Here is a 23,619-nt window from a genome sequence, read left to right as displayed (position 1 = left end):
CTCACCGCGGATCCGCGGCGATCGACCGCCAGATCCGGTCCGGCAGGACCGCGGCCGCCGCGTCGAGGTCGACGTCACCGAGCGTCAGCCAGCGGCGGCTGACGCCGATGACCGGTCCGAGGACCAGGGATTCGAGCAGGGCCACCGGCAGTCGCGCGACCTCGCCCGACTCGACGTGCCCGCTCACCCAGGCGGACAGCGGGGACAGCCGGGCCTCCTGCGCGTCGCGGATCCGCCTGGCCTCCCGCATCCCCAGCTCGTCGGCGCGGGAGGAGTGCAGCAGCAGTCCCGCCGCCCGGTGGTCGCGGATGAAGGCGAGATACGCCTCCACCAGGGCCCGTACGCCGTCCCGGGCGGAGTCCGAGTGCTCCAGCGCCGTGACCATCCGGTCCAGCAGCCGCTCCAGCCAGCGCATCAACAGGGCGGTCAACAGGCCGTCCATGCTGCCGAAATGGTGGTAGAGACTGCCGGGGCTGACGCCGCTCGCCGCCGTCACCGCGCTCACCGTGAGACCCTGCTCGCCGGACTCGCCGTAGACGCGCAGCGCCGCGTCCAGAAGCTGTTCGACGGTGACCTCACCGCGGTGCTGCTTGGGGCTCATCGCAGGGTCGTCGTACCTTCCGGCCGCTTCTCGAGTGAATTTCTAGAATCTGCTTCCAATTCTAGCCCGCGCTGGTCCAGACTGACCCCTGTTCGACGTGCGCGCCCGCCCGTCACGGGGGAACGGGCGGGCCGCATCAGCGGAACAACACGACAACGGGGCAGGCGTGATCGAGCTGGGCGGAAGCGGCGCCGAGCCGCTGGAGGACGAGGACCCACGACGGATCGGACCGATTCCGCTCGTCGGACGGCTCGGGGCCGGCGGTATGGGCCGCGTCTACCTCGGTGTGCTCGAGGGGCGGTACACGGCCGTCAAGCAGCTGCTGCCGTCGGTCGTCGCCGAGGACAAGGACTTCCTGCGCCGCTTCGGACACGAGCTGGACAATCTGGCCCGGCTGCCGGAGCACGCCACCGCCCCGCTGCTCGCGGGCGACCGCACCGCCCGGCCGCCGTGGTTCGCCACCGCCTACGTCCCCGGCCTCACCCTGCGCGAGGCCCTGGAGACGCACGAGCGGCCGCTGCCCGCCGGCGCACTGTGGCTGCTGCTGCGCGAGGCCGCCGCGGGGCTCGCCGAGGTGCACGCGCTGGACATGGTGCACCGGGACATCAAGCCGTCCAACGTCATGCTCACCCTCGACGGCCTCACCCTCATCGACTTCGGTGTGGCCCGTGCCGCCGAGCAGAGTCAGCTGACCCGTACCGGCATGGTGGTGGGCACCCCCGCCTACATGTCCCCCGAGCAGGCCTCGGGGGCACGCCGGTCGACCGGCGCCGTCGACATCTTCGCGCTCGGTTCCGTGCTGGCGTACGCGGCGAGCGGGCGGCCGCCGTTCGGCGACGAGTCCGGGCACGGCGTGCTCTACCGGATCGTGCACGAGGAACCCGACCTGGACGCCGTACGGGCCCTGGACCCGGAACTCGCCGAGGTCGTCACGGCCTGCCTCGACAAGGACTACGAGGGCCGGCCCACCGCCGCCGAACTGGTCGAACTCGCGAACCGGCACGGGCCGTTCACCCCGCCCCTGTGGCCGGAGGCGGTCACCGCGCGGCTGGCCGAACGGGCGGCGTTCGCGGCGACCACGCCGGACGTGCCGGACGTGCCGGAGGAACCTGGGGAGCCCGGGGAACCCGAGGCGGCGCCCGAGGCGGCTCCCAGGGCCGCGCCGGAAAAGCGGGAGCGCCGGACGCGGGTGGTCCCCGTGATCGTCCCCGTCGTGGTCGTCACCACGGGCGCCACGCTCGCCTTCACACTCCTGCCGTACACCTTCGACGCGGGCGACGAGGCGGGCCGCCGCCCCTCGGCGTCGGTCACGGTGTCCGCGGACGCGACGCCCTCGGGGACGGCCGGCGGGTCCGCCGAGCCGTCACCGTCCACCAGCGCGTCCCCCTCGAAGGACTCGAAGGAGGAGGACTCCAGGAAGCGGGGTTCCCAGGAGTCACCGGCCGCCGCCGGAGCGGACACCGACGACGAAGCGGCGAAGGGCGGCGGTGGAGGCGGCGGGGACGGCGGGGGCGGCTCCGCCTCGGACACGGACCCCGGCACCGACACGGAGGCCGACGCTCCGTCGACGGGCGGCTCCACCCTGCGCAACGCGCGGAGCGGACAGTGCCTCATCTCCTACGGAGGAGCCGGTTACGGCAACGTTGCCACGGGTGACTGCGCCTCGGGGGCGGCCGACTGGAGCCTGCGGAGCGCGTCGTCCGGCACCTACCGGATCGTCCACGGGGAGTCCGGCAACTGCCTGTCCGCCTACGGTGCGATGCACAGCGGGACCTGTGGCGCGGACGACGCGCAGACATGGCGTATCGGATCGGGCGGCACCGTGGTCCTCGTGAAGACCGGCAGGTGTCTGGAGCACACCCAGGGGGGCGGCACGATCATGGCGCGGGTGTGCGACGGCTCGGCGTCCCAGAACTGGACCAGGAGCTGACGCGGGCGGGACGGTCAGCCGGCCCCGCCGCGATCGCCGTCCCCCGGCCGGTCGTCCTTGTCCTTGTCGTCGTCCAGCGACTTCAGGAACTCGGGGTTGTCGTCCGGCGCCACCCACTGCCGACGGCCACCACCGCCACCCCGGTTCCAGGCGGAACCCGCGTCGCCGCCCGCGGGGTGCCGCTTCTTGCCCGCGATCAGCCACGAGATCGAGCCGACCAGCGGAAACAGCAGCACGAGGATCGCCCACAGTGGCTTGGGCATATGACGGATGTCGTCGTCCTTCGTGCTGATGCAGTCGATGAACGCGTAGATGCTCAGGGCCAGTGGCACGAGGAACATCAGCACCCGCAGCATGGGGCCTCTCCAGCGAAACGGTGGGCGGTACAGGCCCAGGGTAACCGCTCGGGGATACTTGACCCCATGGCTTACGACGATCTTCGCTCCCTGCTCAGGGCGCTGGAGCGCGAGGGCGACCTCAAGCGCATCAAGGCCGAGGTCGACCCGTATCTGGAGGTCGGTGAGATCGTCGACCGGGTGCAGAAGGCCGGCGGTCCCGCGCTGCTCTTCGAGAACGTGCGCGGCTCCTCCATGCCCCTCGCCATGAACGTGTACGGCACCGACCGCCGCCTGCTGAAGGCGCTGGACCTGAAGTCGTACGCGGAGATCTCCGAGCGGATCGGCGGGCTGCTGAAGCCCGAGCTGCCGCACGGGTTCGTCGGGGTGCGCGAGGCGTTCGGGAAACTCGGCGCGATGACGCACGTACCGCCGAGGAAGGTGAAGGACGCGCCCGTCCAGGAGGTCGTCCTGCACGGCGACGACGTGGACCTCGAACAGCTCCCGGCGCTGTTCACCTGGCCCAAGGACGGCGGCTCCTTCTTCAACCTGGGTCTCACCCACACGAAGGACCCCGAGTCCGGCGTCCGCAACCTCGGCCTGTACCGCCTCCAGCGGCACGACAAGCGCACCATCGGCATGCACTGGCAGATCCACAAGGACAGCCGCAACCACTACCAGGTGGCCGCCCGGCGCGGCGAGCGGCTGCCCGTCGCCATCGCCTTCGGCTGCCCGCCCGCCGTGACGTACGCCTCCACCGCACCCCTGCCCGGCGACATCGACGAGTACCTGTTCGCCGGCTTCGTGCAGGGCAAGCGGATCGAGATGGTCGACTGCAAGACCGTGCCGCTCCAGGTGCCCGCGCAGGCGGAGGTCGTCCTGGAGGGCTGGCTGGAACCGGGCGAGATGCTGCCCGAGGGGCCGTTCGGCGACCACACCGGCTTCTACACCCCGCAGGAGCCGTTCCCGGCGCTCACCATCGACTGCGTGACCATGCGCAAGCGGCCGCTGCTCCAGTCGATCGTCGTCGGCCGCCCGCCCACCGAGGACGGGCCGCTGGGCCGGGCCACGGAGCGCTTCTTCCTCCCGCTCCTCAAGATCATCGTCCCGGACATCGTGGACTACCACCTCCCCGAGTCCGGCGGCTTCCACAACTGCGCGATCGTCTCGATCGACAAGAAGTACCCCAAGCACGCGCAGAAGGTCATGCACGCCATCTGGGGCGCCCACATGATGTCCCTGACCAAGCTGATCGTGGTCGTCGACTCGGACTGCGACGTCCACGACCTGCACGAGGTCTCCTGGCGGGCCCTCGGCAACACCGACTACGCCCGTGACCTCACCGTCGTCGAAGGCCCCGTCGACCATCTCGACCACGCCTCCTACCAGCAGTTCTGGGGCGGCAAGGCGGGCATCGACGCGACGAGGAAGTGGCCCGAGGAGGGGTACACGCGCGACGGCGGCTGGCCCGACATGGTCGAGTCCGACCCGGACACGGCCGCCCTGGTCGACCGCCGCTGGAAGGAGTACGGACTGTGACCTCGGCCTCCGCCGCCCTGCCGCAGCAGCCGGGACGCACGAAAGCCTTCCTGCGCCTGGTGATGATCGAGCACTCGGTCTTCGCCCTGCCCTTCGCCTACATCGCCGCCCTCACCGCGATGTACGAGCGGGACGAGAACATCCACTGGGGCCGGCTGCTCCTGGTCACCGTCGCCATGGTCGGCCTGCGCACCTTCGCGATGGCCGCCAACCGGATCATCGACCGCGAGATCGACGCCCGTAACCCGCGCACCGCACACCGCGAACTGGTCACCGGTGCGATGTCCGTCAAGCACGCCTGGACCGGCGCGCTGGTCGCCCTGGCCGTCTTCCTCGGCGCGGCGGCCCTGCTGAACCCGCTCTGCCTGGCCCTCGCGCCCGTCGCCGTCATCCCGATGGTGGTGTATCCCTACGGCAAGCGGTTCACCAACTTCCCGCAGGCCATCCTCGGTCTCGCCCAGGCGATGGGCCCGATCGGCGGCTGGCTCGCCATCACCGGCTCCTGGTCCTGGGACGCCGTCGTCCTCGGCCTCGCGGTCGGTATCTGGATCGGCGGCTTCGACCTCATCTACGCCTGCCAGGACGTCGAGACCGACCGGGAGATCGGTGTGAAGTCGGTCCCGGCCCGCTTCGGCATCCCCGCCGCGATCTGGGGCGCGCGCGCCTGTCACACCGTCACGACGGCCCTGCTCGTCTGGTACGCCCTGCTCACCGGCGCCGGCGCCTTCTTCTGGCTCGGCCTGCTGATCGTGGCCGGCGCCTTCGTCTACGAACACACCATCGTCCGCCCGACCGACCTGACCCGCCTCAACCGCGCGTTCTTCTCCGTCAACGGCTTCATCGGAATCAGCCTCTTCGTCTGCGCGCTGATCGACCTGCTGGTGCGCGGGCTCACGGTGTAGCTCCTTCCGGTGACATCGGCTGCGGGGATTGCTGTCCGGCCGCCCGACACACACAGGGGGCGGCCGGATAGGCTCGAGATGTGAACCCAGGAGAAACGCGGCGCAAGCCTTGGATCGTGGGGGTTTCGGGGGCGTCCGGGACCCCCTACGCAGCCGCTGTGCTGCGTGCGCTGCTGGCGGCGGGGGAGAGTGTCGACCTCGTCGTCAGCCGGGCCTCCCGGCTGACCCTGCTGGACGAGACCGGTATCGCCTTCCGGGACGCCCACTGGCGTGACGACCTGCGGGAATGGCTGTCCCGGGGGGCGGACGGCAAGCCGGACACGTTCACCGTCGACCTCGACGGCGTACGGCACTGGGCCGCGGGTGACCTCGCGGCCGGGCCGTCCTCGGGGTCGTATCCGAGCAAGGGCATGCTGATCGTGCCCGCCTCCACGGCCTGTGTGGCCGGGGTGGCGCTCGGACTGTCCAAGGACCTGCTGCAGCGGGTGGCGAGCGTGACCCTGAAAGAGGGACGCACGCTGATCGTGGCCGTACGGGAGACCCCGCTGAACGGCCAGACCCTGCGGCATCTGGTGACGCTGGACGACGCGGGCGCGACCGTGGTGCCCGCCTCGCCGGCCTTCTACGCGGGCGCGACGCACATCCAGGACCTGGTGGACTTCGTCGCCGGACGCGTACTCGACGCGGCGGGTGTCGAGCACCGGCTCTACCGCCGCTGGAAGGGCGAACTCGGCGGCGGATCCCGGCCCGGCTGAGCCCTGCGGCACCATTCCAGCACTCAGAACTTCAGACCTCTTCAGTGGAAGGCTTCGATCGCATGGACGCGGTGGACAGGCAGCTCATCCAGGCCCTGAGGGAGAACGGCCGGGCCTCCTACGCGGAGCTGGGGCGCCTCGTCGGCCTGTCGGGACCCAGCGTCACCGACCGCATCAACCGGCTGGAGGCGGCCGGGGTCATCACCGGCTACCGCGCCACCGTGGACGCCGCCTCGCTGGGCCTCGGTGTCACCGCCCTGATCGGCATCTCGCTCTCCGACGCCGCCGACCACGAGGACGTGGCGCAGCGGCTGAAGGACCTCAAGGAGATCGAGGACTGCTGGTTCATCGCCGGTGACGACTCCTTCATGCTCAAGGTGCGGGTGACCGACGTGGACGGCTTGGAGAAGACCATCCGCCGGCTGTCCGGCACCAAGGGCGTCTCCCGGACCCGTACGACCATCGTGCTCTCCACCAAGTGGGAGAACCGGGTCGGTGAGCTGCCCGAAGAGGTGGAGTAGGCGGGGCGCGCGGCGCCCTTCGGGGGTCCCTCCGCCCGAAGGGCGGGGGGTACGGTTGACCGGGTCTGTTCGACGACGGAAAGAGGGATCGGCATGGACGTCGGGCTCAAGCGCGAGCTGGAGGAGAAGGTCGGGGCGGGCGAACGCCTGACCCGTGAGGACGGCATCGCGCTGTACGAGTCGGACGACCTGGCCTGGCTGGGCGGGCTGGCCCACGAGGTGCGGACGCGGCTGAACGGCGACGTCGTGCACTTCAACGTCAACCGCCACCTCAACATGACGAACGTGTGCACCGCCTCCTGCGCGTACTGCTCCTTCCAGCGCAAGCCGGGGGAGAAGGACGCGTACACGATGCGGATCGAGGAGGCGGTGAAGCTCGCCAGGTCGATGGAGGCGGAGAACCTCACCGAACTGCACATCGTCAACGGGCTGCACCCCAATCTGCCGTGGCGTTACTACCCGCGGTCGCTGCGGGAGTTGAAGGCGGCGCTGCCCGACGTCTCGCTGAAGGCGTTCACCGCCACCGAGATCCACCACTTCGAGACCATCTCCGGGCTGTCCGCCTCCGAGATCCTCGACGAGCTGATCGACGCGGGTCTGGAGTCGCTGACCGGCGGCGGCGCGGAGATCTTCGACTGGGAGGTGCGGCAGCACATCGTCGACCACCGCACCCACTGGGAGGACTGGTCCCGCATCCACCGGCTGGCGCACGAGAAGGGGCTCAAGACCCCGTGCACCATGCTGTACGGGCACATCGAGGAGCCCCGCCACCGGGTGGACCATGTGCTGCGGCTGCGTGAACTCCAGGACGAGACCGGGGGGTTCCAGGTCTTCATCCCGCTGCGGTACCAGCACGACTTCGTGGACATGAAGGACGGCAAGGTACGGAACCGGCTGCAGGCGCGGACGCAGATGGCGACGGGGGCGGAGGCGCTGAAGACGTTCGCGGTGTCGCGGCTGCTGTTCGACAACGTGCCGCACGTCAAGGTCTTCTGGGTCATGCACGGCGTCCAGACCGCGCAGCTCGCCCTTCAGCACGGGGCGGACGACATGGACGGGTCGGTCGTCGAGTACAAGATCACGCATGACGCGGACAATTTCGGTACGCCGAACAAGCTGACGCGTGAGGATCTGCTGGATCTGATCCGGGACGCGGGGTTCCGGCCGGTGGAGCGGAACACCCGGTACGAGGTGATCCGGGAGTACGACGGTGCCGACCCGGCGCGTCGGGACTCGCCCCAGCCGATGCGGGTGTGAGGAGAAGGGGCTCCGCCCCTTCGGCCCCGCCAGGGGGCTCCCGCCCGCCCCCGGGCCCCCGGCCCATGTCCACCCACCACCTCTGCGTAATGGCTAGCATCACCCCATGCCCCTTACCTTCACCCTCGATCCCGTCGTCACCCCCGACCTCCGTGACGGCATCCTCGACCTGTGGACCGACGTCACCAACGCCGGTGGGGCGGTCGGGTTCGTGCCGCCGGCGGGGCGGGAGGACATCCGCCCCGCGCTCGTCCGCCAGCTCGTCTCGATGGCCGAGGAGCGGTCCCGTCTCCTCGTCGGGCACGACGAGGAGGGTGATGTCGCCGCCACCGCGTTCCTCACCTTCAACACCCATCCCCTCATGACCCACTGGATCTGGCTCTACACGGTCATGGTCCACCCCCGCCACCAGGGCAGGGGCTACGGCCGCGACCTCATGGCCGCGGCCGCCCGGGCGGCCCGCACCCTCGACGGCGTCGAGGCGATACGCCTCGCCTGCCGCGGCGGACTCGGCCTGGAACGCTTCTACGCCTCCTGCGGCTACAAGGAGGTCGGCCGGATCCCGGACGCCATCCGCGTCGCCCCCGGCGACGACCGGGACGACGTCGTCATGCTGCTGCCGCTCACCTGACGCCCGTACCCCGCCGGAAGATCCCCGGTGGGCCGTGCTTCACTGGACGTTGTCCCTTTGGGACGTTCTGACCGTACGCAGGGAAGAGTGGAAGAGATGCTCCGCTACACGCTGATGCGCCTCGGGATCTTCGTGGGCTGCCTCGTGGTCGTCTGGGGCCTCGTCTACTCCGGCCTCGCCCCGCGCGGCCTCGGCGACTCCAACGGCCTGTGGATCGTGCTGCTCGCGCTGCTGCTCTCGGCCCCGATCAGCTTCGTCGTGCTCCGCGAGGAGCGGGACCGCGCCTCCGAGCGGATCGTGCAGCGGGTCGACCGGGCGAAGGCCAACCTGGACGCCAACCGCAACCAGGAGGACGCGGCCGACGACACCGCCCGTGCGGGCGACACCGCCCGCGTGGAGGGCCGGCCCTCGTAACCTCCGTCACAGCCGCGCACCACGCACCACGCGCCCTGATTCCCAACTCCCTTGGGATCAGGGCGCTTTGCGTTGTATGGACGGTTATGGCCCCCCACCTCTCAAAGTAAGGCTTTGAGGACCTCAAAGCTCCGGTGTTACCGTCTCGGGGTGAAGTCAGCAGCCGTGTTCCCCACGCCCCGGAGTGTTCCGCTCGTGGCGCGCCTGCACGTGGACCTCTGCCGGGTCACCGCCGCGAACTGTCGTCCCTGACGTTCGCCGCCACCCGCGTTCCCCCGTTCCACGTCATCGTCACCATCCCCACGCGTCCCCTTACCGGAGCATGTCCGTGTCCACGAACACGCAGTTCAAGCTGCCCGTCCGCGCGCCCTTCTGGGCCCAGATACTCGCCGGCCTCGTCCTGGGCGTCCTGCTCGGCTGGCTCGCCCGCAGCCAGGACCTCTCCTGGCTGGTCACCACCCTGGAGAAGGTCGGCGGCACCTTCATCGGCCTGCTGAAGCTGGCCGTCGCCCCGCTCGTCTTCTTCGCGATCCTGGTCTCCATCACCAACCTGAGGAAGGTCAACAACGCGGCCCGGCTGGCCTCGCGCACCCTCCTCTGGTTCATGATCACCTCGCTGATCGCGGTGGCGATCGGCCTGGTCATCGGCCTCGTCACCAACCCGGGCGCCGGTACCGGCCTCACCCCGGCGGACGGCGCCGCGCCGGAGAAGTCCGGCTCCTGGATCGACTTCCTCACCGGCATCGTGCCCACCGACGTCATCACGCCGTTCACCGAACTGAACGTCCTGCAGATCGTCTTCATGGCCGCCGTCGCCGGTATCGCCGCCCTCCAGCTCGGCGAGAAGGCCCAGCCGATCCTCACCCTGAGCGAGTCCGTCCTCGAACTCCTCCAGAAGGCCCTGTGGTGGGTCATCCGGCTCGCCCCGCTCGGCACCGTCGGCCTCATCGGCAACGCCATCGCCACCTACGGCTGGGACCTGATCGGCAAGTACGCCACCTTCACCGCCGACATCTACATCGGCTGCGCGCTCGTCCTCTTCGGCGTCTACCCGGCGCTGCTCGCGACCGTCGCCAAGGTCAACCCGGTGCAGTTCTTCAAGGGCGCCTGGCCCGCGATCCAGCTCGCTTTCGTCTCCCGCTCCTCCGTCGGCACCATGCCGCTCACCCAGAAGGTCACCGAACGCCTCGGCGTGCCGAAGGAGTACACCTCCTTCGCCGTCCCGTTCGGCGCGACGACCAAGATGGACGGCTGCGCCGCGATCTACCCGGCCATCGCCGCGATCTTCGTCGCCCAGATCTTCGACATCCAGCTCGGCGTCGGCGACTACCTGCTGATCGCGTTCGTCTCGGTGGTGGGCTCCGCCGCCACGGCCGGCCTCACCGGCGCCACCGTCATGCTCACCCTCACCCTCTCCACCCTGGGCCTGCCCATGGAGGGCGTCGGCCTGCTCCTCGCCATCGATCCCATCCTGGACATGATCCGCACGGCGACGAACGTCGCGGGCCAGGCCCTGGTCCCGGTCATCGTCTCCGCCCGTGAGGGCCTGCTCGACCGGAAGGCGTACGACTCGGTCCACGCCTCCCCGGTCGACGAGCCCCAGCAGGTGGCCGTGGCCGCCTGACCGACGGCCGGCAGGGGCGCTTTCCGGCAACCACCGACAGGTGACCGTTGCTGGGGGCGCCCCTTATCCCTGTCCGCTCGGTGGTGTGGAATCACCTGGACCACGTGCCTCACATGACGCACATGGTCCACAGCGATGATCCGGCAGGGATCAGCACCACACGCGAAGGGGGAATCCGTGGCACGCACGCGGGCGCAGAGTCTGCGCAACGTCGCCGAGGCGGTCGCCTCCGGCACCGATCCACGTACGGCGGCCCAGGACGAACTGCGCCGCCGCGCGGGAAGCGGCGGGGGCGGCGGCAGGGCGTCGCAGGGCACCGGGGCCGAGGGCGGCGACGGGATGGACCCGGCCGACTTCCCGGCCGCCCGGGAGCAGGACGGAAGCTCCGTCGACACCGTCATGCGGCAGAAGACGGTGCCGCTGGACGAGGCCGGGGAGGCGCTCGGCCGCAGCGAGCAGCTGCGCGAGGGCGGCGAGGTGGTGCACGCCATCTGCCCGATGGTGATGCCCAAGGGGCGCTCCCTGCTGTCCATGCTGCCGGTGCTGTCGCTCCTGGTGATCGGCGCGGTGGGGACGTCGGTGGTGTCGGCGACCGGGGGTGACGGGATCACCAATCCGCTGTTCGGGGCGCACTACTGGGTCGTCGCGCTGCTCGCCGTGCTGTTCGTGTGGTGGCGGCAGGGTCTGGTCATGGTGCCGGACGGCTGCCAGGCGATGATCACCCGGTTCGGCAAGCTGGAGAAGGTCGTCGGTCCCGGCCGGGTCACGCTGCTCAGCCCGTGGAAGCGGGTGTCGTACATCGTGAACACGACGCGCGAGTACCCGTTCAACGCGCCGGTGCGCGAGGCCCCGACCAAGGGCGGGGTGAAGGCCTCCATCGACCTGTTCATCCAGTTCCGGATCAGCGACCCGGTCGAGTTCGTCTACACGCTCGGTGCCGTGCGCGGGTTCGAGGAGAAGCTGGGCAACGCCGTCAGCGAGACCATCCGCAGCCTGATCTACGAGCAGGAGGCGGCCGGTATCTACGACATGGTCGGCGAGGACAGCGGGCGGCTGCTGGAGCAGCTGAACCAGCAGTTCCGTCCGGCGGTGGAGCTGACCAACGCCAACATCACGCACGCCGAGCCGTCCGACCAGCGGTACCGGATGGACCTGGCCGCCCCCGAGATGGTGCGGATGGCCAAGGAGGCGTACACGCACGAGTACGCGCTCCAGCTGCGCAAGGAGCAGGACGAGGGCGACCTGAGCAAGGAACTCGCCTCCAGTCAGGAGACGCTGTCCGCGATCCAGGCCGACATCGCCCAGTACCAGGCGCAGATGGACACCGCCGTGGAGCGCGAGACCAACCGCGCCGAGGCACTGGCCCGCCAGCGTTATGTGCAGGCGGAGTCGGAGGCCAAGGCGAACGCGGCGCTGCTGGAGGCGCAGGCGCTCGACATCCGCGCGGTGACCGCGGCGCAGGCGCCGGAGATCCTGGAGTACCGCTACCAGCAGCAGGTGCTCGACACGCTGGAGCAGGTCGCCGACCATCTGCCGCGTCTGGTGCGCATCGGCGGCGCGGACGGTACCGGGGCGGCCGGGATCGACTTCCTCGAACTGGCCCGTGAGCTGGTCGGGGAGCGCGGGGCCGAGCTGTTCACCGAGACGGACATGGCCGCCGTACGGGGGCGGCTGGCCGAGGTGTCCGAGCGGATCGCCGCGCGCGAGGAGGAGATCGGCGCGCTGCTGGCGGCCGACCGGCCGACCGTGCCGGAGATGCCCGAGGCCGTCGCGGCAGGCGATGTGTCCGAGTCCGCCGAGGAGGCCCAGAGTTGAGTTCCGTACGTACCCGACGCCGTTCGGTCATCTCCGAGGCCGTCGCCCCCTGGAGCGACATCGCCCGGCTGCTGCGCGGCGGTGAGGCCGACACCCTCATCCCGGTGATCATTCCGCGGCACCGTCGCCGGCTGTGGTGGATGCTGCCGCTGTGGCTCGGTGTCTACGCCCTGCTGACGGGCGTGATGCTGACGCTGGCGGAGGCCGATTCCGACGGTCTGGGCGACCTCGCCTACGGTGCGCTGGCCACCCTCTCCTACGTCGGCGGGGTGGTGCTGCTGCTGATCGGCGGGCTGTGGTGGTGGCGGTCCTCGATCGTCGAGATCGAGCAGGGCACCAACGGTGTGCTGACGCGCTACGGCGCCGTCACCCGCACGCTGGACGCCGGCCGGCACTATCTGTGGCACCCGTGGTCGCGGGTCGACTTCGTCGTCGACACGGCCACCGAGATCCCGTACTCGGCGCCCGTCATGGCCTGTCCGACGCGGGAGAACGTGCCGCTGCGCTCGATCGAGTTCTTCCTGAAGTTCCGTATCACCGACGCGGTGCTGTTCGTGCGCACCATCGGCGCCGGCAACTTCGACCTGGTGCTGTCCAGTGCCGTGCAGGACGCGATCCGGCAGCGGGCCCGGCAGATGCGCACGCAGCGCGCCTACGATCTGCGCGGTTCGGACGTGGCCGACATGCAGGATCTGCTGAACCGGCAGCTGTCCGGCTACGGGGTGCGCATCACGGGCTGCAACATCCCGGATGTGCAGCTGCCGACGCAGTACCAGCACCACCTGGCGACCCGGGAGCGGATCGCCAAGGAGCGCACCGCGTACGAGCAGGAGTGGGGCCTGACCCGCAAGCGCCGTATCGACAGTCTGGGCATGGACATCGAGCGGGCGAAGAAGGTGCGCGACGCCCGGATCGTCGAGGTGAAGGCCGCGCTGAACCGGGCCCGTGAGGAGGTCGCCCAGCTGCTGGAACGGCAGGAGACCGAGGCGCAGCGCGTCAGGTTCGAGATCGAGACGCGTGGCCGCAGCGGGCTCATCGCGGCCGAGAACGAGGCCCGCGCCCAGCGTGCGCTGGCCAAGGCGTACCGGGACAACCGGGCGGTGCTGCAGTACGAACTGGCCCGCAGGCGGCTCGAGGTGGGCGCCGGGCTGGCCGGGAAGGCGCCGCGGCCGGTGGTGGTGCGCACCGACGGCGGCACCGACACCTCGGCGCTGTCGACGCTGTTCACGGCCCAGCTGCTGCCGCGGCTGACGGCCGGCGAGCGGACCGCTCCCGGTGACTGGAATCACGGCGGCCGGGACTCCGAGTGACGGACGGACCGTACGCTGTGTCCCATGGGTGCCGTGAAGACCAAGCGGATGCCGCGTGCGGTCCGTGAACAGCAGATGCTGGACGCCGCCGTGCGGACCTTCGGACAACGGGGGTACATGGCGGCGTCGATGGACGAGATCGCCGAACTGGCGGGTGTGTCCAAGCCGTTGGTGTACCTGTATCTGAACTCCAAGGAGGACCTGTTCACGGCGTGCATCCGGCGTGAGGCGACGGCCCTCGTGGCGGCGGTGCGTGCCGGTGCCCGGCCGGGGCTGCCGGCCGACCGGCAGCTGTGGTCGGGTCTGACGGCGTTCTTCACGCACACCGCCCGGCACCCCGACGGCTGGGCGGTGCTGCATCTCCAGGCCCGTACGCACGGTGTGGTCTTCGCGGCCGAGGTGGCCGCGATGCGGGCGGAGATCGTGGAGTTCGTGACGCAGCTGATCCTCGCCGCCGCGCGGGACGCCCACCGCGATCCCGACCTCCCGGAGCGCGAGGTCGCCGGGCTGGCGGAGGCGCTGGTGGGCGCCGCGGAGTCCCTCGCGGACTGGGCCAACGCGACGCCCGGTGTCACGGTCCGGCAGTCGGCGGCGACCCTGATGAACTTCGCCTGGGCGGGGCTCGGCGATCTGATGGCGGGCCGCCGCTGGACCCCGCCGGACGACGAGCCGGGCCCGGAGACGGCTCAGAGCGGGCTGACCTCGCCGGTGACGTGAACCCGGCCGCCGTCGCCGAGCAGTGCGAAGCGTCCGGCCCCGGCCGCGTACGTGACCGTCCCCGGCAGCAGTACCGGTGCCCGGAAGTCCGCGCTGACGTGCGCCGCGTCCGGGGTGCCGTGCGCGGCGAGGCAGCGGGCCACGGTCCACATGCCGTGCGCGATGGCGCGGGGGAAGCCGAAGAGGCGGGCGGTGAGCGGGTGCAGATGGATCGGGTTGCGGTCGCCGGACGCGGCGCCGTAGCGCCGCCCGACGTCCCCGGCGAGCCGCCACTCCTCGACGGCGGGCAGCGGCTTCGGCTCCTCCTCCCGCCGCACGGCGTGCTGTCGGGAGGCGGTCCGGTGCCGGGCCAGATACGTGCTCCGCGACTCCCATACGACAGCCCCGTGCCGGCGCATCTCGGTGACCAGGACGGCTTCCGTGCCGCGCCGGTGCGGGGCCAGCCCGTCGGCGTAGACGGTCAGTTCGTACGGGCCAGGGGACGCCGTCGCGCGGTGCCGGGTGATCCGTATCGACGTGTGGACGAGGCCCAGGAGGGGGAGCGGGAAGTCCGGGCGGCTCATCAGGCGCATGGCGAGCGGGAAGCCCAGTACATGCGGATACGTCACCGGCAGCGCGTCCTCGCCGGTGGGGAAGCCGCACACCCGCTCGTAGGCGGCGAGCCGGCCGGCGTCGACGCGCAGACCGGGCAGCACCAGGCGGGTGCGGGGCCAACCGCCGTCGGGGCGGGGGCGTTTGAAGGGGGAGAGCAGGGCGCCGCGGGCGAGGAGCGGGGCGAGGGCGGGCGGTGCGGCGAGTTCCACCGTGGGCGTCATGGGCCGTCTCACGCTCCCAGCAGGCTCTGGCCGCAGACCCGGACGACCTGGCCGTTGACCGCGCCCGAGGCCGGGTGGGCGAGCCAGGCGGTGGTCTCGGCGACATCGGCCGGCAGGCCACCCTGCGCGAGGGAGTTCATCCGGCGGCCCGCCTCCCGGATGAACAGGGGGACGGCGGCCGTCATCCTCGTCTCGATGAAACCCGGCGCGACCGCGTTCACCGTCACCCCGTGCGCGGACCGGGCGTGCGGCGCGAGGGCGCGGACCAGACCGGTGATGCCCGCCTTGCTCGCGCCGTAGTTGGTCTGGCCCGCGTTTCCGGCGATCCCCGCGATGGAGGCCGTGGTGACGATGCGGCCGCCGCGCTTCAGGGCCCCTGCGGCGAGGAGCGCGTCGGTGGTGCGCAGCACGCTCGCCAGGTTCACCTCCAGCACCGGTATCCATCGCTCGGCGGGCATGTTGGCCAGCCGCCGGTCACGGGTGATGCCCGCGTTGTGCACGAGGACGTCGAGACCGTCGGGGAGGGCCCCGGCGATCCGGGCGCCCGCGTCCGCGGCCGTGATGTCGAGGGGGAGCGCGGTGCCGCCGAGCCGTTCGGCGACCCGGCGGGCGTCCGCCTCGGCGTCCGGCACGTCGAGGACGACGACCTTGGCGCCGTCCCGGGCCAGCGTTTCGGCGACCGCCTCGCCGATCCCGCGCGCGGAGCCGGTCACCAGGGCGGTACGGCCGGACAGGGGACGGTCCACGTCGTAGGGGGCCGGGGTGTCCGGGGCGTCGACCCCGATCACCTGGCCGCTGACGTAGGCCGACCTGGGGGAGAGCAGGAAGCGGAGGGTGGACTCGGCGGCGGGGGCGTCGGTGAGGCGGACCAGGTTGACGGTGATGCCCCGGCCGGTCTCCTTGCCGAGGGAGCGGACGAATCCCTCCAACGCCTGCTGGGCGGCGGCCTGATGGTGGTCGGCGGGGTCGAGCGGGGCGCCGAGCAGCACGATCCGGCCGCTCGTGGCGACCGACCGTACGACGGGGTGCAGGGCCGCGTGGACCTCGGCGAGCCCTTCGACATCGCGTATCCCGGTGGCGTCCAGGACGACGGCGGCGGGGTGGCCGGTGGTGTCGTCCGTGCCGGGCCCGGTGCGGGCGAGTACGGGGGCGAGGTCCAGACCGGACGTGCCGGCCGTGAGGTGCAGCAGTCCGCCGTCCAGGTCCGGCCGCTCCGGGGACCAGCGCCGCAGCGGCGCCGGCCGGGGCAGGCCCAGGCTGCGCGTCAGAAAGCGGCCGGGCGCGGTGCCGGTGAAGCTCAGATAGCGGTCGGCCATACGGGATTCCTCCGTGCCTGCTCCGGGCGTGCCTGTGCCAACTTCTTACTCTGGAGTAAGGTTACTGGAGGTAAGCCTATGTCACGGTGAGGAGCAGGTCGAGATGAGCATCCTGAAGCCGGGCACCGTCCGGCGCGTCGCGGTCATCGGCGGCAGCCGCATCCCCTTCGCCCGCTCCGACGGCCCCTACGCCACCGCCTCCAACCAGGAGATGCTGGGCGCCGCCCTGAACGGCCTCGTCGAGCGGTACGGACTCCAGGCGCCGGGAGCGGTGGGGGAGTTCGTCGCCGGGGCGGTCCTCAAGCACAGCCGCGACTTCAACCTCGCCCGCGAGACCGTCCTCGGCTCGGCGCTCGACGCCCGCACGCCCGCCTACGACATCCAGCAGGCCTGCGGCACCGGGCTCCAGGCGGTCGTCGCCGCCGCCAACAAGATCGCCCTGGGCCAGACGGAGGCCGCCATCGCGGGCGGCGCCGACACCGCGAGCGACGCGCCCCTCGGCGTCAACGACCAGCTGCGCAAGGTGCTGTTGGAGGCGCGGCGGGCCAAGTCCCCGGGCGGTCGCCTGAAGGCGCTGGCGAAGCTGCGTCCGGGGCAGCTCGTCCCCGACATCCCGCGCAACGCCGAACCGCGCACGGGACTGTCCATGGGTGAGCACGCGGCGGTCACCGCCCGCGCCTGGGGCATCGCCCGCGAGGCCCAGGACGAACTGGCGGCGGCCAGTCACCAGCGGCTGGCCGCGGCGTACGAACGCGGCCTGTTCCAGGACCTGGTGGTGCCCTTCCGGGGGCTGGCCCGCGACCAGAACCTGCGGCCGGACTCGACGGTGGACCGACTCGCCGCGCTGAAGCCGGTGTTCGGGCTCGACGGCCCCGATCCGACCATGACGGCCGGCAACTCGACCCCGCTCACGGACGGTGCCGCGCTGGTGCTGCTCGCGAGCGACGAATGGGCGGCCGAGCGCGGCCTGGAACCCCTCGCCCACCTCACCGCGTACGAGACGGCCGCCGTGGACTTCGTGCACGGGGACGTCGCCGACGGCGAGGACGGCCTGCTGATGGCCCCCGCCCACGCGGTCCCGCGCATGCTGGAACGCGCCGGTCTCGGCATGGCGGACTTCGATCTGATCGAGGTCCACGAGGCGTTCGCCTCCCAGGTGCTCGCCACCCTGGCCGCCTGGGAGAAGCGGGGCCTCGCGCCCGTCGACCGCGCCCGGCTCAACGTGGCGGGCTCGTCCCTGGCCACCGGCCACCCCTTCGCCGCCACCGGCGCCCGCATCGTCGCCACCCTGGCGAAACTCCTCGCCGAACGGGACGGCCCCGCGCGCGGCCTGATCTCGGTCTGCGCGGCGGGCGGCCAGGGGGTGACGGCCATACTGGAACGGACGTGAACGACCCTCACGTAACCTCCGACATTGCACACGCCCGGCCCCGGACCCTCCCGGTACCCGCACAGACCCCCCACGTCAGGGCCGTACGATCCCGGCACCGACCGGTGGTGATCCCTTTCCCCGCCGGCCTTCGGTGAGCGCCTCGGCGGGCGAGGCACGTACGTCGTGGCATCAAGCAGTTCCACTGCACGCACCAGGAGCCGCCCCGTGTCCACCCCGCATTCCTCCGCCCTGGACGACGACGTCTACGGGGCACCCGTCCTGGTCGAACCGCAGACCCGGCGGCTGGACGGCGTCGTACGGGAAGCGTCCGTACCGCCGTTCGCCCGGCCGGTGCGGCACGGATCGCTCGCCGACCTGCCCTTCGAGAACGCGAACACGGCGCCGGACGCCGTGGTGCTCAGCCGGAAGACGGCGGACGGCAGCTGGCAGGACGTGACGGCGGCGGAGTTCGCCGCCGAGGTGCTGGCCGTCGCGAAGGGGCTCGTCTCCGAGGGCCTGATGCCCGGCGACCGGATCGCCGTCATGGCCCGCACCCTCTACGAGTGGACCGTCCTCGACTTCGCCGCCTGGGCCGCGGGGCTGGTCACCGTCCCCATCTACCCCACCTCGTCCGTCTTCCAGGCCCGCTGGATCCTGCACGACTCCGGCGCCGTCGCCCTGATCACGGAGACCACCGGGCAGGCCGCCGCCCTCGGCCCCGAACTCCCGCACCTGCCCGACCTGCGGCGGGTGTGGGTCGTCGAGAAGGGGCACGTCGACGCGCTCGCGGACGCCGGGGCGCACCTGGCCGACCAGGAGGTGGAGGTGCGCCGCGGTGTGCTGGGCCCCGACACCCTCGCCACCCTCGTCTACACCTCCGGCACCACCGGCCGCCCCAAGGGCTGCGCCCTCAGCCACGGCAACTTCTTCGCCGAGGTCGACAACGCCATCGAGCTGCTCTACCCCGTCTTCAAGACCCGGACCAGCGAGGACGCCTCCGTCCTGCTCTTCCTGCCGATGTCCCACGTCTTCGGCCGGATGGTCGCCGTCGCCTGCGTACGCGCCCGGGTGCGCCTCGGGCACGCGCCGAGCCTGGCCCCCGCGGACCTGCTGCCGGACCTGGCGAGCTTTAGGCCGACCTGCCTGCTGACCATCCCGTACATGCTGGAGAAGGTGTTCAACACCGCCCGCGCGAAGGCGGAGGCGGGCGGCCGCCTCTCGGCCTTCGACCGCGCGGAGTCGGTGGCCCGCCGGTACGGCGAGGCGCTGGAGGGCCGCCAGACGGGGTCGGGCTCCGGCCCGTCCCGCTCCCTGAAGACGGCCCGCGCCTTCTACGATCCGCTGGTCTACCGAAAGATCCGCAACGCCATGGGCGGCAGGGTCCGGTACGCCATCTGCGGCGGCTCACCGCTGGGCCGCAGGCTCGCCGCGTTCTACGCCGGTGCCGGCATCGAGATCTTCGAGGGCTACGGCCTGACGGAGACCACCGGCGCCTCCACGGTCACCCCGCCGCTGAAGCCCCGCCTCGGCACGGTGGGCTGGCCGCTGCCCGGCACCCGGATCCGGATCGCGGCGGACGGCGAGATCCTGGTCGGCGGCGAGCACGTGCTGCGCGGCTACTGGGACCCGCAGGCGGGCGGGGTCGTCCCCGCCGCGCCCGACGGCTGGCTGCCCACCGGCGACATCGGCGCACTGGACGACGAGGGCTATCTGACGATCACGGGCCGCAAGAAGGAGCTGATCATCACGGCGGGCGGCAAGAGCGTCGCCCCGGCCCCGCTGGAGAACTGGCTGCGCTCGCATCCGCTGATCTCCCAGGTGATGGTGATCGGCGACCACCGCCCCTTCGTCTCCGCGCTGATCACCCTCGACCCCGACGGCATCACCCACTGGCGCCGTATGAACGGCAAGCACCCGGTCCCGCCGGAGCTGATCGCCGACGACCCGGAACTGCTGGCGATCCTGCAGCGCGCGATCGACGAGGCCAACAAGATGCTCTCCCGCCCGGAGTCCATCCGCCGCTTCACCGTCCTCGCGGCCGACTTCACGGAGGAGGCCGGCCATCTGACCCCCTCGATGAAGCTGCGGCGGGAGGAGATCCTGCGGGACTTCGCGGACGCGGTGGAGGGGCTGTACGCGGGATAGGGTCCTGTGCCCCGGGCCGCCCGGCGGTATGAATGCGGACCGGCCGGGCCCCGCCGCCGTGTGTCCGGCCGGTACGGAATGCGGGCCGGCCGTCTGGACCGTATGGACCGGCCGTTTGGCCCGTATGCGAGGAATTCCCCGAACATTCACCGGGGCATTCCCCCGGCGGGCCGCCGGGGGAAAGGCAGGAGCCCCGTCGCCTGACGGCGCGGGGCTCCTTGGGTACTGCTGGTCGTTCCCGGATCGCGAGGATCAGACCGGGGTGACGTTCTCCGCCTGCGGGCCCTTCGGACCCTGCGTGACGTCGAAGCTCACCTGCTGGTTCTCCTCAAGGGAGCGGAAGCCGCTCGCGTTGATCGCGGAGTAGTGGACGAAGACGTCGGGGCCGCCGCCTTCTTGGGCGATGAATCCAAAGCCCTTTTCGGCGTTGAACCACTTCACGGTTCCGGTAGCCATAAGCCCTCCTTGGGCCCAAAGGGTTGCCCTGCTCCAGAACCAGCAAGTGTGAAGAGCATTCCGCACAATCGCTCATGTCTGAGAACGACGAGAGCCCGCGGTCACATGCTCCGCAGGCTCTGTACTGCAAGGGAAACCAAACTGCAACTTGCGACGAGCCTAGCACGCAGGCTCCCGAATGCAATAGAGGTCAAGATCACGTCACCCGAATGTTTGAACACCTCGTCCGTCACGGGCGCCCGGTGTCGAACACTCTGGCGATCAAGGGGGCGGAGGGGGGCGAAAGCCCGCCCCCTCGGGGCGAGGGCTAGCCTCACGATGTGGACAATCCTCGCACCCGGCCGCGCGTCGGCCACATCCAGTTCCTGAACTGCCTGCCCCTGTACTGGGGGCTCGCGAGAACGGGCACGCTCCTCGACTTCGAGCTGACGAAGGACACCCCGGAGAAGCTCAGCGAGAAGCTGGTGCAGGGCGATCTCGACATCGGGCCCATCACCCTCGTCGAGTTCCTCAAGCACGCGGACCAGCTCGTCGCCTTCCCGGACATCGCCGTCGGCTGCGACGGCGACGTCATGTCCTGCGTGATCGCCTCGCAGGTCCCGCTGGACCGGCTCGACGGAGCGCGGGTCGCCCTCGGGTCGACCTCCCGCACCTCCGTACGCCTCGCCCAGCTCCTCCTCGCCGAGCGGTACGGCGTCCAGCCCGACTACTACACCTGCCCGCCCGACCTGAGCCTGATGATGCAGGAGGCCGACGCGGCCGTCCTCATCGGCGACGCCGCCCTGCGCGCGAACATGGTCGACGGGCCGCGCTACGGGCTGGACGTGCACGACCTGGGCGCCCTGTGGAAGCAGTGGACCGGCCTCCCCTTCGTCTTCGCGGTGTGGGCGGTGCGGCGCGACTACCTGGAGCGCGAGCCGCTCATCACCCGCAAGGTGCACGAGGCCTTCCTCGCCTCCCGCAACCTCTCCCTGGAGGAGGTCGACAAGGTCGCCGAGCAGGCCGCCCGCTGGGAGGCCTTCGACGAGGCGACCCTGGCGCAGTACTTCACCACCCTCGACTTCAGCTTCGGCGCCCCGCAGCTGGAGGCGGTCGCGGAGTTCGCCCGCCGGGTCGGGCCGACGACCGGCTTCCCGGCGGACGTGAAGGTCGATCTGCTCCGGCCCTGAGGCCGGCGGCGGCCCGGCCACTACCCTGCTGGAAGGTTCCGGCGTACCGGCTCGACGGGGGAGGGGTGGCGCCATGCGGCCGCTCGAAGTGGACGAGCCCACGGTCGTGGGCCCCTACCGGCTGCTCGGCCGGCTCGGTTCCGGCGGCATGGGCCGCGTCTATCTGGGCCGCAGCGCGGGGGGCCGCACGGTCGCGGTGAAGATCGTGCACCCCCACTTCGCGCTGGACGAGGAGTTCCGTGCCCGTTTCCGGCGCGAGGTGGACGCCGCCCGCCGGGTCGGCGGCGCCTGGACGGCCCCCGTCCTCGACGCCGACCCCGGCGCCCGGATCCCCTGGGTGGCCACCGCCTACGTGGCCGGCCCTTCCCTCACCGCGGCGGTCACCGAAACCGGCCCGCTGCCCGCGCCCACCGTACGGGCGCTGGGCGCGGGGCTCGCCGAGGCGCTGACGGCCGTACACGCGCTGGGCCTGGTGCACAGGGACGTGAAGCCGTCCAACGTCCTCCTCACCCTCGACGGGCCCCTCCTGATCGACTTCGGCATCGCCCGCGCGACCGGGGGCACCGCGTCCCTGACGTCGACGGGCGTGTCGATCGGCTCCCCCGGCTACATGTCCCCCGAGCAGATCCTCGGCAAGGGCGTGACCGGCGCGGCGGACGTCTTCTCCCTCGGCGCGGTCCTGGCGTACGCGGCCACGGGCAGCCCGCCGTTCCCCGGGGACTCGTCGGCGGCACTGCTGTACAAGGTCGTGCACGAGCCGCCGGAACTGGCCGGGCTGGAGGGCGAGCTGCGTGAGCTGACCGAGGCGTGCCTCGCCAAGGACCCGTCGGCGCGGCCCACTCCCGCCGAGCTGTCCGGCCGGCTCGCTCCGGAGGGGGGCGCGGCCGGGCTGATGACGAACGGGTGGCTGCCGGGGCGGCTGGTGGAGCAGGTGAGCCGGGCGGCCGTGCGGTTGCTGAACCTGGAGGCCACGGGGGTCGGGGACGAGGCTTCGGGGCCGGTGGGGTTCAGCCGGGCGTCGGTGAGCGGAGGATCGGAGGGGGCTTCCGCGCCGAGGGCCGGGGGAGGGGCGGACACCGGGGGTACGGCGCCGGGTGCGGCCCCGGCCGGAGGCTTCGGACCGTCGGCCGGTCCGGCGTCCGGGGTCTTCGGCCCGCCGCCCGTGATGCCGCCGGCCGTCGGGGACGGGCCGGGCGTACCGGGGCCGAGGGACGGGCGGCCGCAGGGGACCGGGCACGCGCCGACCGCCCCGGCAACCCCGCACCCGCCGTCCTCCGACAGCCCCACGGACGGCCCCCGCCCCGGCAAGCTCTCCGTCTCCGTCGCGGCCACCTCCGCCCCGGGAGCCGGCGGCCGGGGCCGGCGGGTGAGCTGTACGGTCGCCCTCGCCGTCGCGGGGGCGCTGGCCGCGGTGACCGTCGGCTCCGTCTTCGTGTTCGACGTGCTGCCCGGGGGCCCCGGCGGCACCTCCCGCTCCGACGACGACGGCGGCCGGTCCGGCGAACCGGCCTCCCCCCTCACGGTCCCGGTGACCTACCTCGGCACCTGGGAGGGCCAGGCCAGCTCCCGCGAGAGCATCGCCATTCCGCTCGGCACGTTCCGGGTGACGCTCAAGCAGGCGAAGGTGGGGGAGAAGGTCGGCACCCTGCGGCACACGGACATCTTCGGCGGCGTCTGCGACGACGTCCTCACCCTCCAGCAGGTCACGGAGAAACACCTCGTCACGACCTCCGTCGGCGCGAAGTCCAACCGCGACGTCTGCAACCCGGCCCGCCACACGGTCCTCCTCACCCCGGTCGGCGACGACCTCGTCTACGAGTCGGACAGCAAGGAATCGGGCTCACCGAAGGCCCGGTTGTCGAAGATCGAGTGAGTGCCCTCCGGTTCCGCCCGGCCGTTGTGCGCCGCCCGGCACTCACTAATGTGTGTGTGCGTCGGCGAACGGCAGCGGGCGTCCGGCGCAGGGCCACAACCGAGGAAACGTACGTGGCCGCA

Annotated in this window: 22 protein-coding genes; 17 read left to right on the top strand and 5 right to left on the bottom strand. The window is 71.6% G+C overall.

Features of this window, described 5'->3' with window-relative positions:
* Position 1: 1 nt before the first annotated feature.
* Positions 2 to 601, bottom strand: coding sequence for a TetR/AcrR family transcriptional regulator (locus IF28_RS0119940; RefSeq protein ID WP_030222053.1), 600 nt, complete (start codon positions 599 to 601; stop codon positions 2 to 4).
* 166 nt (positions 602 to 767) lie between these two features.
* Here IF28_RS0119940 and IF28_RS0119935 point away from each other — a divergent pair, with 166 nt between their 5' ends.
* Entirely contained in the window at positions 768 to 2,531 is a 1,764-nt protein-coding gene (locus IF28_RS0119935; RefSeq protein WP_030222051.1) for a serine/threonine protein kinase, read from the top strand.
* Between the two features lie 14 nt (positions 2,532 to 2,545).
* Here the strand turns inward: IF28_RS0119935 and IF28_RS0119930 are convergent, their stop codons facing one another.
* On the bottom strand, positions 2,546 to 2,887 hold the full coding sequence (locus tag IF28_RS0119930) for a PLD nuclease N-terminal domain-containing protein (RefSeq protein ID WP_030222049.1): 342 nt from the start codon (positions 2,885 to 2,887) through the stop codon (positions 2,546 to 2,548).
* Positions 2,888 to 2,953: 66 nt separating this feature from the next.
* Here IF28_RS0119930 and IF28_RS0119925 point away from each other — a divergent pair, with 66 nt between their 5' ends.
* The 12 genes from IF28_RS0119925 (at position 2,954) to IF28_RS0119875 (ending at position 14,351) form a co-directional block, all read left to right on the top strand.
* Positions 2,954 to 4,405 (top strand): menaquinone biosynthesis decarboxylase, encoded by a 1,452-nt coding sequence (locus IF28_RS0119925; RefSeq protein ID WP_030222046.1) that lies wholly within the window; start codon positions 2,954 to 2,956, stop codon positions 4,403 to 4,405.
* Positions 4,402 to 5,307 (top strand): menaquinone biosynthesis prenyltransferase MqnP, encoded by a 906-nt coding sequence (mqnP, locus tag IF28_RS0119920; protein ID WP_030222044.1) that lies wholly within the window; start codon positions 4,402 to 4,404, stop codon positions 5,305 to 5,307. Before IF28_RS0119925 ends, mqnP begins: the two co-directional genes overlap by 4 nt.
* A gap of 80 nt (positions 5,308 to 5,387) precedes the next feature.
* The gene (locus IF28_RS0119915; protein ID WP_078621268.1) at positions 5,388 to 6,062 is read left to right on the top strand and encodes a UbiX family flavin prenyltransferase; all 675 of its coding nucleotides are present in this window, start codon (positions 5,388 to 5,390) and stop codon (positions 6,060 to 6,062) included.
* Between the two features lie 62 nt (positions 6,063 to 6,124).
* Positions 6,125 to 6,583 carry an Lrp/AsnC family transcriptional regulator gene (locus tag IF28_RS0119910; protein ID WP_030222038.1) on the top strand — a complete coding sequence of 153 codons (459 nt, stop codon included), beginning with the start codon at positions 6,125 to 6,127 and terminating at the stop codon, positions 6,581 to 6,583.
* Positions 6,584 to 6,676: 93 nt separating this feature from the next.
* Positions 6,677 to 7,840 carry an aminofutalosine synthase MqnE gene (gene mqnE, locus IF28_RS0119905; RefSeq protein WP_030222029.1) on the top strand — a complete coding sequence of 388 codons (1,164 nt, stop codon included), beginning with the start codon at positions 6,677 to 6,679 and terminating at the stop codon, positions 7,838 to 7,840.
* 106 nt (positions 7,841 to 7,946) lie between these two features.
* Entirely contained in the window at positions 7,947 to 8,471 is a 525-nt protein-coding gene (locus IF28_RS0119900) for a GNAT family N-acetyltransferase (RefSeq protein WP_030222026.1), read from the top strand.
* Between the two features lie 96 nt (positions 8,472 to 8,567).
* A complete protein-coding gene (locus IF28_RS0119895) occupies positions 8,568 to 8,885 on the top strand; it encodes a DUF4229 domain-containing protein (RefSeq protein ID WP_030222023.1) in 318 nt (105 codons plus the stop codon).
* A gap of 150 nt (positions 8,886 to 9,035) precedes the next feature.
* Entirely contained in the window at positions 9,036 to 9,137 is a 102-nt protein-coding gene (locus IF28_RS40270; RefSeq protein WP_311709939.1) for a putative leader peptide, read from the top strand.
* Between the two features lie 70 nt (positions 9,138 to 9,207).
* Positions 9,208 to 10,509 carry a dicarboxylate/amino acid:cation symporter gene (locus IF28_RS0119890; RefSeq protein ID WP_030222018.1) on the top strand — a complete coding sequence of 434 codons (1,302 nt, stop codon included), beginning with the start codon at positions 9,208 to 9,210 and terminating at the stop codon, positions 10,507 to 10,509.
* Between the two features lie 177 nt (positions 10,510 to 10,686).
* Positions 10,687 to 12,324, top strand: coding sequence for an SPFH domain-containing protein (locus tag IF28_RS0119885; protein WP_030222016.1), 1,638 nt, complete (start codon positions 10,687 to 10,689; stop codon positions 12,322 to 12,324).
* Entirely contained in the window at positions 12,321 to 13,634 is a 1,314-nt protein-coding gene (locus tag IF28_RS0119880; RefSeq protein WP_051713795.1) for an SPFH domain-containing protein, read from the top strand. Before IF28_RS0119885 ends, IF28_RS0119880 begins: the two co-directional genes overlap by 4 nt.
* Before the next feature lie 24 nt (positions 13,635 to 13,658).
* Entirely contained in the window at positions 13,659 to 14,351 is a 693-nt protein-coding gene (locus tag IF28_RS0119875; RefSeq protein WP_030222011.1) for a TetR/AcrR family transcriptional regulator, read from the top strand.
* Here the strand turns inward: IF28_RS0119875 and IF28_RS0119870 are convergent.
* Positions 14,321 to 15,166, bottom strand: coding sequence for a MaoC family dehydratase (locus tag IF28_RS0119870; RefSeq protein ID WP_030222008.1), 846 nt, complete (start codon positions 15,164 to 15,166; stop codon positions 14,321 to 14,323). The genes IF28_RS0119875 and IF28_RS0119870 overlap by 31 nt on opposite strands.
* Positions 15,167 to 15,174: 8 nt before the next feature.
* Positions 15,175 to 16,482, bottom strand: coding sequence for a 3-oxoacyl-ACP reductase (locus IF28_RS0119865; protein ID WP_030222007.1), 1,308 nt, complete (start codon positions 16,480 to 16,482; stop codon positions 15,175 to 15,177).
* A gap of 103 nt (positions 16,483 to 16,585) precedes the next feature.
* Here IF28_RS0119865 and IF28_RS0119860 point away from each other — a divergent pair, with 103 nt between their 5' ends.
* Both IF28_RS0119860 and IF28_RS0119855 read left to right on the top strand, forming a co-directional pair.
* Positions 16,586 to 17,872, top strand: coding sequence for an acetyl-CoA C-acetyltransferase (locus IF28_RS0119860; RefSeq protein WP_030222006.1), 1,287 nt, complete (start codon positions 16,586 to 16,588; stop codon positions 17,870 to 17,872).
* 207 nt (positions 17,873 to 18,079) lie between these two features.
* Positions 18,080 to 19,999, top strand: coding sequence for an AMP-dependent synthetase/ligase (locus IF28_RS0119855; protein WP_030222000.1), 1,920 nt, complete (start codon positions 18,080 to 18,082; stop codon positions 19,997 to 19,999).
* Positions 20,000 to 20,251: 252 nt separating this feature from the next.
* Here IF28_RS0119855 and IF28_RS0119850 read toward each other — a convergent pair whose 3' ends face one another.
* Complete coding sequence (locus IF28_RS0119850) at positions 20,252 to 20,455, bottom strand: cold-shock protein (protein WP_003992177.1); 204 nt, start codon at positions 20,453 to 20,455, stop codon at positions 20,252 to 20,254.
* Between the two features lie 320 nt (positions 20,456 to 20,775).
* Here IF28_RS0119850 and IF28_RS0119845 point away from each other — a divergent pair, with 320 nt between their 5' ends.
* Both IF28_RS0119845 and IF28_RS0119840 read left to right on the top strand, forming a co-directional pair.
* Complete coding sequence (locus IF28_RS0119845; RefSeq protein WP_030221995.1) at positions 20,776 to 21,624, top strand: menaquinone biosynthetic enzyme MqnA/MqnD family protein; 849 nt, start codon at positions 20,776 to 20,778, stop codon at positions 21,622 to 21,624.
* Positions 21,625 to 21,697: 73 nt separating this feature from the next.
* Complete coding sequence (locus IF28_RS0119840) at positions 21,698 to 23,497, top strand: serine/threonine-protein kinase (protein ID WP_030221991.1); 1,800 nt, start codon at positions 21,698 to 21,700, stop codon at positions 23,495 to 23,497.
* Positions 23,498 to 23,619 lie beyond the last annotated feature (122 nt).

This window comes from Streptomyces sp. NRRL WC-3626, assembly GCF_000718785.1.
GTDB classification, from domain to species: Bacteria; Actinomycetota; Actinomycetes; order Streptomycetales; family Streptomycetaceae; genus Streptomyces; species Streptomyces edwardsiae.
This window is presented reverse-complemented; position numbering and strand designations above follow the sequence as displayed.